Here is a 15068-nt window from a genome sequence, read left to right on the forward strand (position 1 = left end):
TTTTTTATGCAAATAATTTTCACCATATTAGTTTAAGACAATGCTAATTATTTCAAAACTTCATATTAATTTTATATCTAATGCAGGTTAAGCTTTAAAAATTCAGTAAGCTTAAGATTGGCTTACAACCGAAAAGGAGACTTTATCTTAATAAATAAATTGTATAAAAAAATAAGAAATGAGGTATGTTAAATGTTAAAATTAAAATACTTGTTTGAAAATAAAGATTTAGCCCATATGTTACTTAATAACTGGGAGTATGATATTGATGATCCTAATTTTTTAAAATATTTTAGAATTTCATCAAATGCAGTTTATTGGTGTAAAAATCAAGGTAATACTTTTTTTCTTAGATTTGCACCTGCTGAAGAAAAAGCCAAGGAAAAAGTACTTGCTGAACTTGAATTTTTAAGATTTTTAAGACATAGTGGTTATTCTGCAGTGGACACTATTTTATCTAAATCTGGTAATGAACTTGAAGTAATAGCTACCCCTTGGGGAGCCTACTATGCTGTTGCATTTAAAGAAGCATCTGGTAAACAAATAAGTCAAATACCTATGACAGATAGTCTTATATTTGGCTGGGGTAACGCATTAGGGAAATTGCATAAGCTAAGTAGTGAATATAAACCAATAAATAATAAACGTAATGATTGGAAAGAAACCATGAACTGGATGGAAGATGTATTATCAAATTTTCCAGATGAGATCGCAGCTAAAAATGAACTATCTATACTTAAAGATTATTTTTCAAAACTACCTATTACAAAGGAGAATTTTGGACTTATCCATTATGACTTTGAAGCTGACAACCTATTTTATGATGAAATTACAAAAACCTATACCCCTATAGATTTTGATGATTCAGAGTATCACTGGTATGCAATGGATATTGAACAAGCATTAGACAGTATGACAGAGGATATGCCAGAAGAACAAGTCGAGTCTGCAATAAATCAATTTATTAAAGGTTATCGCTCAGCCTATAGTATTTCAGATGATATGCTTAAATTATTACCTATGTTCAGAAGATATGCTAATTTATATGGATATGTCCGTGTGCTTCGCTCTATAAAAGAAAAATGGAATAATGAACCTGAATGGCTGGTAAACTTAAGAATTCACTTAGATAATTTATTAAACAGAAGAAAATCTACATTTACTAAGTTAATTTAATTCATTTTAATAAGAGTGTGTATAGATTTTATAATTAATCTATACACACTCTTTTTGAATATCTTAGTATTGTAATACCCTCTTGCACTGTGCACTCATCTAAGTGTAACTTTATGGTTGGATTATCGCCAAGGAATAATGGTCTTCCCTTTCCCAAAATTATAGGTATAATACCAATAATATATTCATCAACTAAATCTGCTTTTACAAAACAATCTGTAAGACCACCACCACCAAACAGCCAAATATCCTTACCTTTTTCTTGTTGTAGATTTTGTATATGACCACAAATATCATCATTAATAAATTTTACATTATCGTAATTTTCCATCTTTCGAGAAGTTGCTACAACAACATGTTTTGTCTCATATCCTTTAACACCACAGTCCTCATAAGCTTTTCTACCCATAACTACTGTATCAACACTATCAACAAATTCAGTAAAATCAAAAACTTTCTTAGTATTTAATTTAGTATCACCATCTCCTACTATCCAATCATAACCACCATCTTCATCAGCTATATATCCATCTAAACTAATTGCAAGATTAAGAATTATTTTTCTACCCATTATTTACGCTCCTTTTACATTTAATATAATAAGAATAAAAGAAATTAGCATCACACTTATTTAATATTGATTATTAAATAATCCAGCTCCCTTTATAATTTCCTGCTCATCAAATAAACTTAATACAGCGACCTTATAATCGCTTAACTTTTGTGACTTCTTTATTTTTTTAGCATGTTTCTTATTATCTGAAAATATGTAAATCATATAGCCCCATAGTTCTTTCATTCTAAATAGTGCATTTTTATCTTCCTTAAATAACTCTATGTATTCATTTAAAATTTCATCATGAAACTCTTTCAATACTTCTTTATCTATAAAAGTATTATTTTTAATTTCATTCATTAACCCTGGATTGGCTAATATCCCTCTTCCTAGCATTACTGTATTTACTTCTGGAAAATCTCCTATTAATTTATTATGATCATCAACAGTGAAAATGTCACCATTATAACATACTGGATTTTTGCTTAAAGATAATGCATCTTTAAACACCTTCAAATTAGGTTTATTCCCATAAAAATCCTTTTGTGTTCTGGGATGGATAATTAATTCCTCTATAGGATATTTGTTGTAAATTTTTATTAGCTCATAAAATTCCTGTGGACTATCCTTTCCTATTCTAGTTTTTATAGAAATTTTCATATGATCTATTTTAAATATTTCATTTAAAAACATATCAAGTTCTTCTCTTTTCGCTAGAAATCCTGAGCCTCTATTCTTTGAAACAACAGTTCCAGCAGGACAGCCTAAATTTAAATTAACCTCATTATAACCTAATTGTTGTAATTTTCTAGTAGTATTAATAAAACCTTCTGAATCGTTAGTAAGTATTTGAGGCACAATATTCATCCCTTTATTATTTTCAGGTAAAACATCCCTAAGCTCTTTAGTTTTAAGACTTGAACTTTTATTTGTAATAATAAATGGTGTAAAATATTTATCAATATTACCAAAATATTTTTCATAAGAATTTCTATATATATACCCCGTAATTCCTTCCATTGGTGCTAAATAATATTTCATTCAATAACTCCTTTTGTATACATTCTAAAAAACATTATATCAGTGTTCTTTTTTCTTAGCTACTTAATATTAACTAATTATATTTTCTTTCAACTCACAACTTAATAATGAAAATACATTTCATCATCTTTGACTTATTATTTATTTTCAGATGCCTAAAGTGAATTTATGACAATAAAATAAAAACAATGATTAAGAATTCCAATCTTAATCATTGTTTTTTTCATGGTGGAGGCGAGACACCACCATAAAATACGAAATTATTTACCCATTAATTTTAAATTCAATGTATATCTATTAGCCCAAAAGCTTTGAAAATTCTTGCTCTTTTCACGGCTATGTAGCAAGTCCAAATTTTTGTAACATTTCTAGCTACGTCACTATCTACTCTCCAAGAAAAATTAGGTTGCCAAAAACCTTCTTCCTTCAATGTATTAATCCAAAAATAAAAGTTCTTTTCTACAAAAGGTTCAACTATCTTATACCATTGTGACTGAGGTGAAGTTACTAAATCCAAAGGTTGTGATACATATTCCATCCATTTATTTTCATCTATGCAAAGACACTCTAATATTCTTCTTTCCATAGATCTAATAGTTACATCATTAATTAAATTAGAATTTAGTTCTTTTAAAACTATAAATAATCTTTGTAGGCAATAGCAATCATGATCAGAACATTCTTTATTACTATTTAAAAACTCTATACATGTAGTTGCAATTTTATTACCTAGCTCCTTTTGGACAGTATTACCATACTTGATAAAAGCTGAAGCAACAACAGCACAAGGGTTAGGAGTAAATTTTGTATCTGGAGCATATATCCACCATGGTGCATGGGGAAAGTTCTCTACGTCCTTTGGAACCTTCTCCCAAAATGATGGTGTATCTTCAATGGTTTTTTCAAAATAATTTAATAAATTTTCAAACCAAAGCTCCTCACAATTAAGGTCATAATCATATGCGATGAAAATGGCCTCAGTAGATGCTATACTTGTTGATGATGGTAATAGCATATCTGCCTCTAATCCCTTTCCAAAGCCACCATCCTCATTTTGATATTTTATAAGCTCTGAAACTATAGCTTCTTTACTTCCATTATTAAAAAGATAATTCCATTTTACTTTTTCAATAGCTCTAGAATTACAGAATATATTCTCCTCTATATTTTTTAATTGGCTTATTTTTAACTTTTCCATAGTACACCTCACAAATTTTATTTGATAGCTCGTTTATTCATTCCACCACTTCATAATAATTTATTCTTAATGCATTATAACTATAGTAATCTTATTATACTATTTTTACTAATATATTACATAAGATTTAACTATGAAAATTTTTACCATTTTGAAATATACCAAAAATAGTAATGCATTTAACTGGCTACTAGAACAAAATGTAATTAAATGTTAATATATTTCATATAATCTATAAAAAGAAATAAATTGAATTGAGCTAAATACTAAGAATTATTATCTAGCTGTAAATGAAAGGAGTATAAAATTTAAAATTCTATCTATTTAAAAATTAAAACAAAAGTTATATTTACTAATAATTTTTGGGAGGGATTAATTTTGAAAGGCACAAAAAAAATAATATGTATATGTTGTTCTTTAGTTTTTATAACATCACTTGTGGGTTGTAATGGTGTTAAAGACAAATCCTCTAGCTTAAGTGATATAACCAGCATAAAATTCACAGACTTTTCAAAGGATATTTCAGCAGATAGGATATATAGCACAATAGAAAAACTTTCAGCAAAAGATGACGCTAGAATAACTGGATTTGAGGGAGAAAAGGATGCAGCATCATATATATCTAAGCAGTTTGAAGATATGGGACTTATTATTGATGAACAAGAATTTCCTGTAACCGCATTTAAATGTAATGATGTAGAAGTAAAAATAGATATACCCGAAAGTAAGGTAGTTAAATCTAAGGCTTTAACCTATAGTAAAGAGACTTCAAAGGAAGGCTTAACTTCAGAAGTTGTTAATGGATATATGGGAACACTAAATGATTTAGAAAAAGCTAAAGTAAAAGATAAGATTGTAATCATTCAGCGTGGTGGTGATACATTTAGAACTAAAACTGAAAGAGCTACTGCAATGGGTGCTGTAGGCGTTATGTTTTTTGATCCTAATAGTGAAGAACCTCTATCAGCTACTCTAGTTGAACCTACAAAAATACCAGCTGTTACAATATCTAAAGCTGATGCAGAATATCTTAACTCAACCCTAATAACCTCAGAAAAAGGCCTTAAAGCCACAATAAAGGTTGATAGTGAATGTATCGATAGTAAATCAAAAAATATTATTGCAACATTAAAATCCAAAAAGAAAGATGCTAAAACTATAGTAGTTGGAGCTCACTATGATGGAGTCGATACCCCTGCTGCCAATGACAATGCTTCAGGTATATCTACTGTAATGGAATCAGCAAGGATTTTATCCAAGGAAAAACTTGATTGCAATATTAAATTTATTGCATTTGGTGCTGAAGAAATAGGTTTAGTAGGTTCAAGTTATTATGTTCAATCTTTAAATAGTGATGATTTACAAAATACTATTGCAATGATAAATGCTGATATGGTTGGTATCGGTGATAATTTATGTGTTTACACAGCTGATAGATCTAAGGAGTCTTTAACTGCAGATTTAGCAGTAAGTTGTATGAATAATTTCGAATACGATAATAGAAGAGATGAAAGCACTAGAAGTGACCATGTAGCTTTTGAAGAAGCTGGTATACCAGTAGCATATTTTGAATATGGTCCATTTGTTGATTACCATACAGATAGGGATACCGCTGATAAAATCAATAAAGAAAACTTATCCCACACATGTAACGTAATCACATCTTTATGTAATGAAATTGGTAATAATCCAGAAAGATTTTTAAAATAAGAAAAAAATAAAACAATGATCAAGAATTCTTGTCTTAATCATTGTTTTTTTATGGTGGTGGCGAAGGATGACCTTTAAAATCCAGAATATTTTTAAATTTCCAAATACCTGTATCTTATACTAATTACATAAGATAAATTTGATGTACAATGGAAATCAGCTGCTGAAATTAAAGAATAAGAATATTGTTCTCCTAGCTATATGTCTTATATCTAGAAAGTTTTCGCCTTATCTTGAGCTTCATTAATTGTAGCTTGAACAATCGCCTCTGCATCTTCACCAATAACATCTAATTTATTTGCTGCTATTGTAGTAAAATCAGTTATTCCTAAGAAGCCAAAGATTGTTCTTAAATATCTATCTCCCATTTCATATCCTGCAGCTGGTCCTTCTGAATATCCACCACCTCTTCCAACAATATGAACTGCCTTTTTGCCTTGGCATAATCCAACTGGTCCCTGTGCTGTATATTTAAATGTGATTCCTGTAACACATATATAATCTATATATGCCTTTAATATTGCCGGGAAGCTTAAATTCCAAAATGGAGCTGCAATTATATATTTATCTGCTTCTGCAAATTGATAGGCATATTTTAGAATTGGATGATCCTTTCCTTCTCCCGGATTAGGTCTATGAAGATTAATTCCTTCCTCTGTTAAAAATCCTATTCCTTCCTTATATAAGTCTAAAGTTACTATTTCATCATTTGGATTTAACTCTTTATATTTTTCAATAAAGCTATCAGAAATTCTAAAAGTTCTTGATGCTCCTTCCTTTTTAGCATTTGCCTTGATATATAATACTTTACTCATGTTAATTAACCTCACTTTATATTTATTATATTTATTATTTTATCAGTATTTATTTATTAAAGCTGGCACCTAAAGTGCCGAATTAACGACTTCAGAAGAAGATTTTAACACCTACTGAAGTTTTCTTTTTGTTAGTGTATTGAACCCTCACTTATAGAAGTGGGAGACTTTACTCTGAAATGTCATTAAAACTATTATAATAAACAAATTCCTGTATTGGTTTTCTATATCCTCGTAATCCTCTATTAGTTTTATCTTCCTTACCTATAGTAATCAATAAAACTGGTTCAAATTTATCTGGTATATTAAATAACTTTTTTACAGCTTCAGGGTCAAATCCTATCATAGAACATGTATCCCACCCCCTCTCCTTAGCAATAAGCATAAACATCATTGCTGATATAGAGATGCATTTCTAATAGCCTCTTGAACTTTAAACTCTTCCCCTCTACCTTCATATAAGCTATTGATTTCTTGCAGTATTATGTTATATTCTGTTTTATTTAAGATTCTTAGTGAAAGCATTCCCTCATAAATCTTGTTTGCATCCTTATTTGCTTCTTTGCTTCCCAAAACCAAAACAGCAGCAGATGCTGTATGAATCTTATACTGCTTAAATGCTACTTCCATCAGCTGTTCTTTCTTCTCTGCATCATCTATAACTATATAATTAGCATGTTGAAGATTATAACAGGATGGTGTAAGGGTAACTAATCTAAATATCTCATCAAATTCAGATCTTGGTATCTCTACTCCTTCAATAAAATTGTTTACAGACCTTCTTTCTTGTATTAAATTAACTAACTCCATTTATAAAATCCCCCCTTCTCAAATCAACATATTTATCCATCATAAAACAATTCTTATTATACTGTTATAACAACTTTATTATTTACAGTTGTCAAATAATTATTTAAAAATAAAATTGTTTATAATCCTTACTACATCTTGTATATGCTCCTTGTAAATAATTTTTGTTTTATCTCAGTTAATTCTGAAAAGAAGTATTTTGAGCATATTAACCAAAATAACTGAATATTATTTTAAAACTATTCTCTATAGAACTGAAAAGTTGTTATGCTATAATAGTAACAACATAATGTCTTTATAACAAGAAGGCACTTTTTTGTTTCAAAGTACCTTAAAATATACCTCATAAGGAGAAAATGATATGAAAAATAATATAGAACGCCACGAACAATGTCATATGAAAGACCAATGCCTTAAATATGACATATGTCCAATGGTTTTATCGGAAAATTTATTTTCAGGAAAATGGAAAATATCGATTTTGTGGTATTTAAGTTATTCCCCACTTAGATTTAGTGATATCCAAAACAAATTACTAAATGTCACCAGAAAAATGCTTACACAGCAATTAAGAAGTTTAGAGGATGATAATCTTATATATAGAAAGGTTTATCCTGTAGTGCCACCAAAGGTAGAATATGGATTAACAGAAGTAGGTAAAAAGATAATACCTATTTTAGAAATGATGCATAGCTACGGAGCTGAATACTTAAATAATAATTATGCTATCAAAAACCAGTCACAGTAAGATATGCGATTAAAAATAATTTAATATAGTATTAACGAAATCCAGAGCTTATTAAGCACAATACCTAACAAGTAAGGTGCTAAAATTTTTCTATAAGGTATCTGAAAATAAATAATAAGTCAAAGTACAATATCTGCAGTACTTATTCGTCCAATTGTTGGAGGATTAATGGATCAATATGGCCGACGAATATTTATAATAAGCGGGCTACTATTTTTTGCAATTACAATGTATTTTTATGATTAGGTAAAAGTAGTTATGTTTTTAGTGGCATTACAACATTTTTACCACTGTTTGCGGCAAAAATTCAAGTTAATGTCGGTACTTTTTTCTTGGTTTATGCTGTCACACTTACAGTAATTAGGCCTATTGCAGGTAAGATATCTGACAAATATGGAGAAGGAGCCATTATTATTCCTGCGCTTTTTATCCTGATTGTTGCACTATTAGTTCTAGCATTGACAAAAGGAATTATTGGACTAGTTATTACAGCCATTTTTTACGGAATTGGATTCGGATCAGCACAGCCTGCTCTTCAAGTAGCAATTATACGATTAGCTCCACCAGAGAAAAGAGGAGTAGCTAACGCTACATTTCTTACTGCTTTTGATTTAGGCATTGGTTTAGGATCTATTATTCTAGGATTGGTTTTACAACTCATAGGATATCAAATGTTATTTATTGTTTCTGCTGTATCTGGTTTTATTAGTCTGTTAATTTTTATTTTATTTGTAAAAAAGACATTAAAATAACTTTTTAGTTTACAAAATAATTCTAAACTTATACATAGGAAAAAAACCTCGACTAATCTAATTAGTCGAGGTTTTCGTGGTGGAGCCGATCCTCCCCCGTAACATCAATCCTACTCCCCTTTTCTCAGTCCATCAACCAATTCCCCAACATTCTCACATTTAAAGAAAGCTGACATCAATGCAACTCCATCCGCTCCAGCTTCTATTACACTTTGTGCATTTTCAGTGGATATTCCTCCTAGTGCTATTATTGGACAATTAACTTTTGCTTTAAGCTCCTTAATGAAGTTTAAACCTTTAGGTTCTAGTCCTTCCTTACATTTCGTAGGAAATATATGAGATGCTAGGATATAGCTGCATCCTAGGTTACAGGCTTCTATTCCTTGGTCTACAGTGTGAACTGATACTCCTATTTCTAGGTTTTCTTTATTATTCAATTCTATGAAAGCTTCAAAGGGTAGGTGTAGGATTTTTTCTCCTACTTTCTTAAAGACCTTTGTTTTGGAGTTTATTATTACTTCAGTAGCAGGGTTTACTACTTTTTTTACTTTGTAATATAACTCTTCAAAATCTTCATGGGATAAATCCTTTTCTCTTAAGATTATCCTATCTACACCAGCTAGTGAGGCTTCTTTTAGTGTGTTAAAGTATTTTTCCTCACGAGCTAAGTGTCTATTTGTTATTAGATAAATCAAAATCTTTCCCAGTCCTTAAATATTGGTTGGAACCCTGCTTCCATTATCATTTCTTTTACTTCTTTCACAGTACCTTCATCATTTATAGTAAATTGAGATGTACCCTTAGATTCTAGTGAATGACCTCCAACTTCTGTGGAAACCCCTGCACTCATCTTTGTAATTCCTAGTGGAATTAAGTTTTTTCTCATTTTACTGTCTTCCCTAGTTGATATATTTATTCCACTTTGATGTGCAAATATCTTATATGCCAGCATAATCTGTACCATTCTTTTATCATCCACAGTATTTAATTCCCTTAAGCCACCTTCACAAGGTCTTATCCTTGGTGGTGAGTAAGTTATGTCAACATGAGGATATTTCTTTCTTATATATTCTCCATGAAGTGCTGTAAAGAAAGCATCTTTTCTAAAATCTGCAAGACCAAGAAGTGCTCCAATACTTATGCTCCTCATTCCTGCTTTAGCTCCTCTTTCTGGGGTGTCTAATCTAAATTTATAATTCTTTTTAGGCCCGGCTATATGAACTTTATCATAGATCTCTTCATCATAGGTTTCTTGATATACAGTAAGTCCATCAACTCCAGCTTCCACAGTTTTTCTATAATCCTCTTCACTTAATGGTTGTATCTCTAAGGTTATAGAAGGAAAATACTCTTTCATTACTTTCACTGCATCCACTATATAATCAGTAGGTGAGTGAACCTGACTCTCCCCCGTTAATAGAATAATGTGCTTAAAACCTTCCTTTGCCACCACTTCCGATTCTAGCCTTATCTCTTCCATAGTAAGCTTCTTTCTGCTTATTGAATTTTCATAATTATATCCACAGTAGGCACATTTATTTACACAATAATTTGCTATGTAAATTGGAGTATAAAGTAATATGGTTCTTCCAAAATGTTTTAAGGATAACTTCCTAGCCTTAACTGCCATTTCCTCCAAAGCTTCTTCAGCCTTAGGTGATAATAAATTTAATAAATCTTCATAGGTTGGATTTCTCTCATTAATACTTCTTAAAATATCATCTAGTTCTACATTCTCCCAATACCCACTAAAATCAAAATCTCTAAACTTTTCTATAATATTATAAAAGCTCATTTTCTTCATCCCCTTAATATTTAACACATTTTAATATGAAGTCATTATCAACACTTAGATTAAACATAGGTTGTTTTAATACTATGTTTTATCTGATTGTTGAAATTTAACTTCAATATTATCTGAGCGCAATACCATTTGCAGGGTTCTTGAATTTACTTAGGCTATGGGGAGGACTAAATCGTTAATAAATACAACTTGTTTGAGCGAATGCGAGTTGTTGTATTTTAGATTTTGTTCTAACCAGAGCCTTTAGTAAATCAAGGTTCCGAAACGGTTTAGCGAAGATAATATGAAGTTATTATCAACACTTGGTTAAACAGACCTTAATCTAAAAATCCTGTTAATGGTGAGGATGCATTTCCTTTATTTGATACTGATCCAAATTTAGATAAGTAGGCAAGTCTTCCACCTTCCACTGCTAAGTTAAAGGCTTTAGCCATATTGGCTGGGTCCTTTGAAGATGCTATTGCTGTGTTAACTAGGCAGGCTGCTGCTCCCATTTCCATTGCTTCCATTGCTTGTGATGGTTTACCTATCCCTGCATCAACTATGATTGGAATATCAAGTTCGTCTATCATAATTTGAATAATTTCCTTAGTCATTATCCCTCTGTTACTTCCAATGGGTGCTCCCAGTGGCATAACAGCAGATGCTCCCGCTTCTATTAATCTTCTTCCTGCATATAAATCTGGACACATATATGGAAGTACTGTGAAGCCCTCTTTAGCTAAGATTTCAGTAGCTTTTATAGTTTCTTCATTATCTGGAAGTAGGTATTTAGAATCTGATATAACCTCAATTTTTATCCAATCCCCGCACCCCATAGCTCTGGCTATTCTCGCAATTCTTACCGCTTCCTCTGCATTAGTTGCTCCTGAAGTGTTTGGTAGTAATGTTACATTCTTAGGAATGTTAGACAAAATATCTTCTTCCTTATTATCTAAATCGATTCTTCTTAGTGCTAAGGTTATAACCTGGGATGTACTATTCTCTAATACTTCTTTTATCATCTTATTAGATGGATATTTTCCTGTTCCTACAAATAATCTATTAGTTAATTCTATCCCGCCTATTTTTAATATATCTGCCATAATTAAATCTCCTCTTCCCCTAAAATAATTTTAAGTGCCATATTTGCCATGTGATTTGCACATATAGCTACCCTTGGTGCCATAAGTCCTGATCCTTCTTTAGCTTCATTTACTCCATCTCCACAAATATAAAATCTACTAGTTATTTTCTTAGTAGTTATATCATTAGAGGAATAAAACCCAGCCATCCCTGAAGATGCTATAAGAGTTTTATCTTTCATAGTAGTTAATACAGTATTACAAAGATCCGCTTTGTAGTTTGGATTATCAAAAGCTTCAATAACTATATCAATTTGTCCAAATAACTCCCTTACATTATCATTTTCTATCTTCTCCACCACATCTTCTATTTCAATGAAGGGATTGATATTTAGAAGTTGTTTTTTTAGTGCCTTAACCTTATACTCACCTATATCACAGACAAAATATTGTTGCCTATTTAGATTTGAAGGCTCCACCACATCAAAATCCACTATTTTAATATGTCCAACCCCAAGTCTAGCCAGTGATATAGCTATATTAGAACCAAGTCCACCAACCCCTGCAATGCCAACTCTGGCTCTCTTAACTTTTTCATGGACTCCCGGAGTATGCCTTGCCATCATTAATCCTTGTAACTCTTTAGCACTTGGAATTTGTCCTTTTTTTATAAACACAACTCTATCTTTTGCTTTTAATTCTTTATCTTTCTCTAGGGGAAATCCATTTAATATAATAACATCACTGTCTGGCTTAACCTTATCCATTAGCTTAAAACAAGATTCCCCTAAGATAACTTCTGATTCTTCTTCGTTGATTTTAATAAGAATTTTTTCTTCCAACTGCACCCCTCCATTCATCTATGTTATTAAACTTTTCTTAGCCACCACCTACAAAGGATATAACTTCTATGGTGTCATCTTCCTTTAAATTAATCTTTGAATAATCTTCTTTAACTACTATTTCTTTATTTAGTTCCACCACAACTCTAGCTTCATTAATATTTAATTTATTTAGCAAGCTACTGATAGTACTAATTCCATCCCTTGAAAACTCTTTTCCGTTAACCTTCATTTTTTCACCTTCTTTCAAATAAAATATAAAACAATATTTTCTCTTGCCTATTCATCCATGAAAATTTAAATTTCTACGTAATAAAAATCCACCTAACAAAAACTTTGCTAGGTGGTAAGAAGTAACTTTAACTTTCCAAATGTAAAATTGGAGTTTAAGTTAAAAAAAGAGCTTGCATAAAGCAAGCTCATTAATTCCAATACAATAGTATAACTATATATTAATTTGCTTCCCTCCGATGGTATTAACCATATCAGGTTCTTAGAGTTAGGAACTATCCCTCTCAGCCAAAACGGCACCCCTAGCTATTTATTAAATTAATAATATTGTATCAATATATATTTACGAATTCAACTATAATAGTAATTTAATCTTTGATTTCAAAATTATTTTTTAAATATTTAAAAATATCATAGGATTTATATATTTACATTATAGTTAGCAGCATCCTCGTCCGCCACCTCTTATTAAAAAACCTCCAATTACCCAAACGCTTGAGTAATCTATTATAATATTTTTCACATATGGATTTAAGCTATTGTCATAAATAACCTTTATTCCGTCTATGTCTATAATTATATCTTCTTCACCTTTTTGTTCATCCAGAACTATTTTTAAACTTGGGCCTCCTCATCCATAACCTGAAATTGCTATTCTAATCATAAGTCTACCATTGGACTCATTATTCTTTTCATTAAACGCTTCCCTTGCTTTATCTGTAATTCTAATCATCAAATATACTCCTTCCATATAAGCTTATTTTAACTTCAATTTTTCACACTTTAAAAATACAATTGTTAAAATATATTTTAATTTAATACTGTTTTAATTCTTAGGCATCTGAAAATAAATAATAAGTCAAAGATGCGAAGGATATTTTGAGTTAGACAAGGAAGCAGGTTCCGCAGATAGTAGAACTATCTAAGGGTTCTGCTGACGACGTATCACTCAAAATAGCCTAGGAGATTGACTTATTTATTTTTTGAAGATGCCTTATATATAATATAACTCTTTTGATAATGAAATTAAGTGACTAAGTCACAATTCTTAAACTAACAATAATATTATTCATCCAAATATTGTTATTATTTTCATGAATAGATTTCCTTTATAATCACAAAATAAGTAATGATAAAAATATTATTAGGAGGAGATTCTTATGAAGATTGAAGCAACTGTAGAAAACTATAATAAAGCAAAACAAATGCTTATTGATGGTGAATCCTATGATAAAATTATGGACGAAACCCACCTAAGATTAAAAGATATAAAAAGAATTGAAAGAGAAGAAGTAAGTAGCCACTTCTAAAATAATCCTAGGAATACTATAAATGATATAATGCCCTATATTATTCTGCCGATTTCAATAGTTTGTCTAAATATAACCCTAAAAAATAGAAAGTAAAAAAGTAAAAAATCCAGAGAGATTTCTCTGGATTTTTTATCAACAAGGAGATTGAATTTCCCATGAAAAATTTAACCAAAATTCTTATCCTAACAATCTTAATCATAGCTACGCTAAATACATCAGCATTAGCTAGTACTGAAGTACCCTGTACTAATATACTTAAAGAGGGTATATATAAAATTAGTGAAACTGGAGGAAGTAATATCAAACCTGGTAAATGTAAAATTGAATTAATCTCTCCTGATTCTGTGGTATACGTATATATAATAGATAGCAATACTATTGAAAGGTTTTCTAAAAGATTTATTTCTACTTCCCCACATAGCAAAGGAACCTTATTAGAAGGGGACTACATAATTATTTTAGGAAAAGGAGAAATTTACATCAGTACTGCACCAATGTAAATTTTTATATAAAATAGACTTAATAATTAACTTAAAAGGAGATTGAATTTCTTATGAAAAATTTTACTAAAGTTCTTATCCTAGCACTTATGATTACAATGACACTAAATATATCAGCATCAGCTAATGGTGAATTACCATATACTAATACACTTAAACAAGGTATATATAGTGAAACAGGTCCCGGAGCTATTAAACCTGGTAAAGTTAAATTTCAATTAGTCTCTCTCGATTCCCCGGTATATGTATATATAATCGATAAGAATACTATCGAAAGATTTTCTAAAAAATTTTCTGCTACGTCTCCTTCTTCCCAAGTAAATTTACTAGAAGGAGATTTTGTAATTATTTTTGGGAAAGGAGAAATTCACATAAGTAATGCACCAATGTAACTTTGTGTTAATTCCAAAGTTCAGTTTACACAAAGTTTTTACAGGTCCTATACTTTATATATACTAAAACAGCTAACGTATTCGTTCTATATTTTCTCAAAAGAGTTAATCTCAAA

At 30.4% G+C, this 15068-nt stretch carries 18 protein-coding genes and 1 riboswitch; of the genes, 7 read left to right on the top strand and 11 right to left on the bottom strand.

Annotated elements, in window-relative coordinates:
- The first annotated feature begins 192 nt into the window (after window positions 1-192).
- On the top strand, window positions 193-1176 hold the full coding sequence (locus tag RSD37_RS04290) for a phosphotransferase (RefSeq protein WP_346945467.1): 984 nt from the start codon (window positions 193-195) through the stop codon (window positions 1174-1176).
- 34 nt (window positions 1177-1210) lie between these two features.
- Here RSD37_RS04290 and RSD37_RS04295 read toward each other — a convergent pair whose 3' ends face one another.
- The 3 genes from RSD37_RS04295 to RSD37_RS04305 form a co-directional block, all read right to left on the bottom strand.
- Window positions 1211-1747: a dihydrofolate reductase family protein gene (locus tag RSD37_RS04295; RefSeq protein ID WP_346945468.1), complete on the bottom strand. Its 537-nt coding sequence runs from the start codon at window positions 1745-1747 to the stop codon at window positions 1211-1213.
- 60 nt (window positions 1748-1807) lie between these two features.
- A complete protein-coding gene (locus RSD37_RS04300) occupies window positions 1808-2773 on the bottom strand; it encodes a tRNA-dihydrouridine synthase family protein (RefSeq protein ID WP_346945469.1) in 966 nt (321 codons plus the stop codon).
- Between the two features lie 283 nt (window positions 2774-3056).
- Window positions 3057-3971, bottom strand: a complete 915-nt coding sequence (locus RSD37_RS04305) for a hypothetical protein (protein WP_346945470.1) — start codon at window positions 3969-3971, stop codon at window positions 3057-3059.
- 378 nt (window positions 3972-4349) lie between these two features.
- On the opposite strand from RSD37_RS04305, the gene RSD37_RS04310 reads away from it, so the two are divergent.
- Window positions 4350-5681, top strand: coding sequence for a DUF4910 domain-containing protein (locus RSD37_RS04310; RefSeq protein ID WP_346945471.1), 1332 nt, complete (start codon window positions 4350-4352; stop codon window positions 5679-5681).
- Window positions 5682-5893: 212 nt separating this feature from the next.
- Here RSD37_RS04310 and RSD37_RS04315 read toward each other — a convergent pair whose 3' ends face one another.
- The 3 genes from RSD37_RS04315 to RSD37_RS04325 all read right to left on the bottom strand — a co-directional run bounded on the left by RSD37_RS04315 (window position 5894) and on the right by RSD37_RS04325 (window position 7306).
- Window positions 5894-6496: an FMN-dependent NADH-azoreductase gene (locus RSD37_RS04315; RefSeq protein ID WP_346945472.1), complete on the bottom strand. Its 603-nt coding sequence runs from the start codon at window positions 6494-6496 to the stop codon at window positions 5894-5896.
- 169 nt (window positions 6497-6665) lie between these two features.
- A complete protein-coding gene (locus tag RSD37_RS04320; RefSeq protein WP_346945473.1) occupies window positions 6666-6842 on the bottom strand; it encodes a hypothetical protein in 177 nt (58 codons plus the stop codon).
- A 44-nt stretch (window positions 6843-6886) separates the two neighbouring features.
- Window positions 6887-7306, bottom strand: a complete 420-nt coding sequence (locus tag RSD37_RS04325) for a nitroreductase family protein (RefSeq protein WP_346945474.1) — start codon at window positions 7304-7306, stop codon at window positions 6887-6889.
- A gap of 361 nt (window positions 7307-7667) precedes the next feature.
- On the opposite strand from RSD37_RS04325, the gene RSD37_RS04330 reads away from it, so the two are divergent.
- Window positions 7668-8054: a helix-turn-helix domain-containing protein gene (locus RSD37_RS04330; protein WP_346945475.1), complete on the top strand. Its 387-nt coding sequence runs from the start codon at window positions 7668-7670 to the stop codon at window positions 8052-8054.
- Between the two features lie 272 nt (window positions 8055-8326).
- Window positions 8327-8806, top strand: a complete 480-nt coding sequence (locus RSD37_RS04335) for an MFS transporter (protein WP_346945587.1) — start codon at window positions 8327-8329, stop codon at window positions 8804-8806.
- Window positions 8807-8916: 110 nt separating this feature from the next.
- Here RSD37_RS04335 and RSD37_RS04340 read toward each other — a convergent pair whose 3' ends face one another.
- From RSD37_RS04340 to thiS, 5 genes are all read right to left on the bottom strand, one after another.
- Window positions 8917-9501 carry a thiamine phosphate synthase gene (locus RSD37_RS04340; protein WP_346945476.1) on the bottom strand — a complete coding sequence of 195 codons (585 nt, stop codon included), beginning with the start codon at window positions 9499-9501 and terminating at the stop codon, window positions 8917-8919.
- Window positions 9498-10601: a 2-iminoacetate synthase ThiH gene (thiH, locus tag RSD37_RS04345; protein WP_346945477.1), complete on the bottom strand. Its 1104-nt coding sequence runs from the start codon at window positions 10599-10601 to the stop codon at window positions 9498-9500. Before thiH ends, RSD37_RS04340 begins: the two co-directional genes overlap by 4 nt.
- Before the next feature lie 326 nt (window positions 10602-10927).
- Window positions 10928-11695 carry a thiazole synthase gene (locus RSD37_RS04350; RefSeq protein ID WP_346945478.1) on the bottom strand — a complete coding sequence of 256 codons (768 nt, stop codon included), beginning with the start codon at window positions 11693-11695 and terminating at the stop codon, window positions 10928-10930.
- A gap of 2 nt (window positions 11696-11697) precedes the next feature.
- Complete coding sequence (thiF, locus tag RSD37_RS04355) at window positions 11698-12504, bottom strand: sulfur carrier protein ThiS adenylyltransferase ThiF (protein ID WP_346945588.1); 807 nt, start codon at window positions 12502-12504, stop codon at window positions 11698-11700.
- 49 nt (window positions 12505-12553) lie between these two features.
- Complete coding sequence (thiS, locus tag RSD37_RS04360; RefSeq protein WP_346945479.1) at window positions 12554-12748, bottom strand: sulfur carrier protein ThiS; 195 nt, start codon at window positions 12746-12748, stop codon at window positions 12554-12556.
- A gap of 213 nt (window positions 12749-12961) precedes the next feature.
- Window positions 12962-13061: riboswitch (TPP riboswitch) on the bottom strand.
- Window positions 13062-13907: 846 nt separating this feature from the next.
- Here thiS and RSD37_RS04365 point away from each other — a divergent pair.
- From RSD37_RS04365 to RSD37_RS04375, 3 genes are all read left to right on the top strand, one after another.
- On the top strand, window positions 13908-14057 hold the full coding sequence (locus RSD37_RS04365) for a hypothetical protein (protein ID WP_346945480.1): 150 nt from the start codon (window positions 13908-13910) through the stop codon (window positions 14055-14057).
- A 158-nt stretch (window positions 14058-14215) separates the two neighbouring features.
- Window positions 14216-14560: a hypothetical protein gene (locus tag RSD37_RS04370; protein ID WP_346945481.1), complete on the top strand. Its 345-nt coding sequence runs from the start codon at window positions 14216-14218 to the stop codon at window positions 14558-14560.
- 53 nt (window positions 14561-14613) lie between these two features.
- The gene (locus RSD37_RS04375; protein WP_346945482.1) at window positions 14614-14952 is read left to right on the top strand and encodes a hypothetical protein; all 339 of its coding nucleotides are present in this window, start codon (window positions 14614-14616) and stop codon (window positions 14950-14952) included.
- Window positions 14953-15068 lie beyond the last annotated feature (116 nt).

The sequence above is a fragment of the Clostridium sp. genome (assembly GCF_036646415.1).
Lineage (GTDB): Bacteria > Bacillota > Clostridia > Clostridiales > Clostridiaceae > Clostridium_J.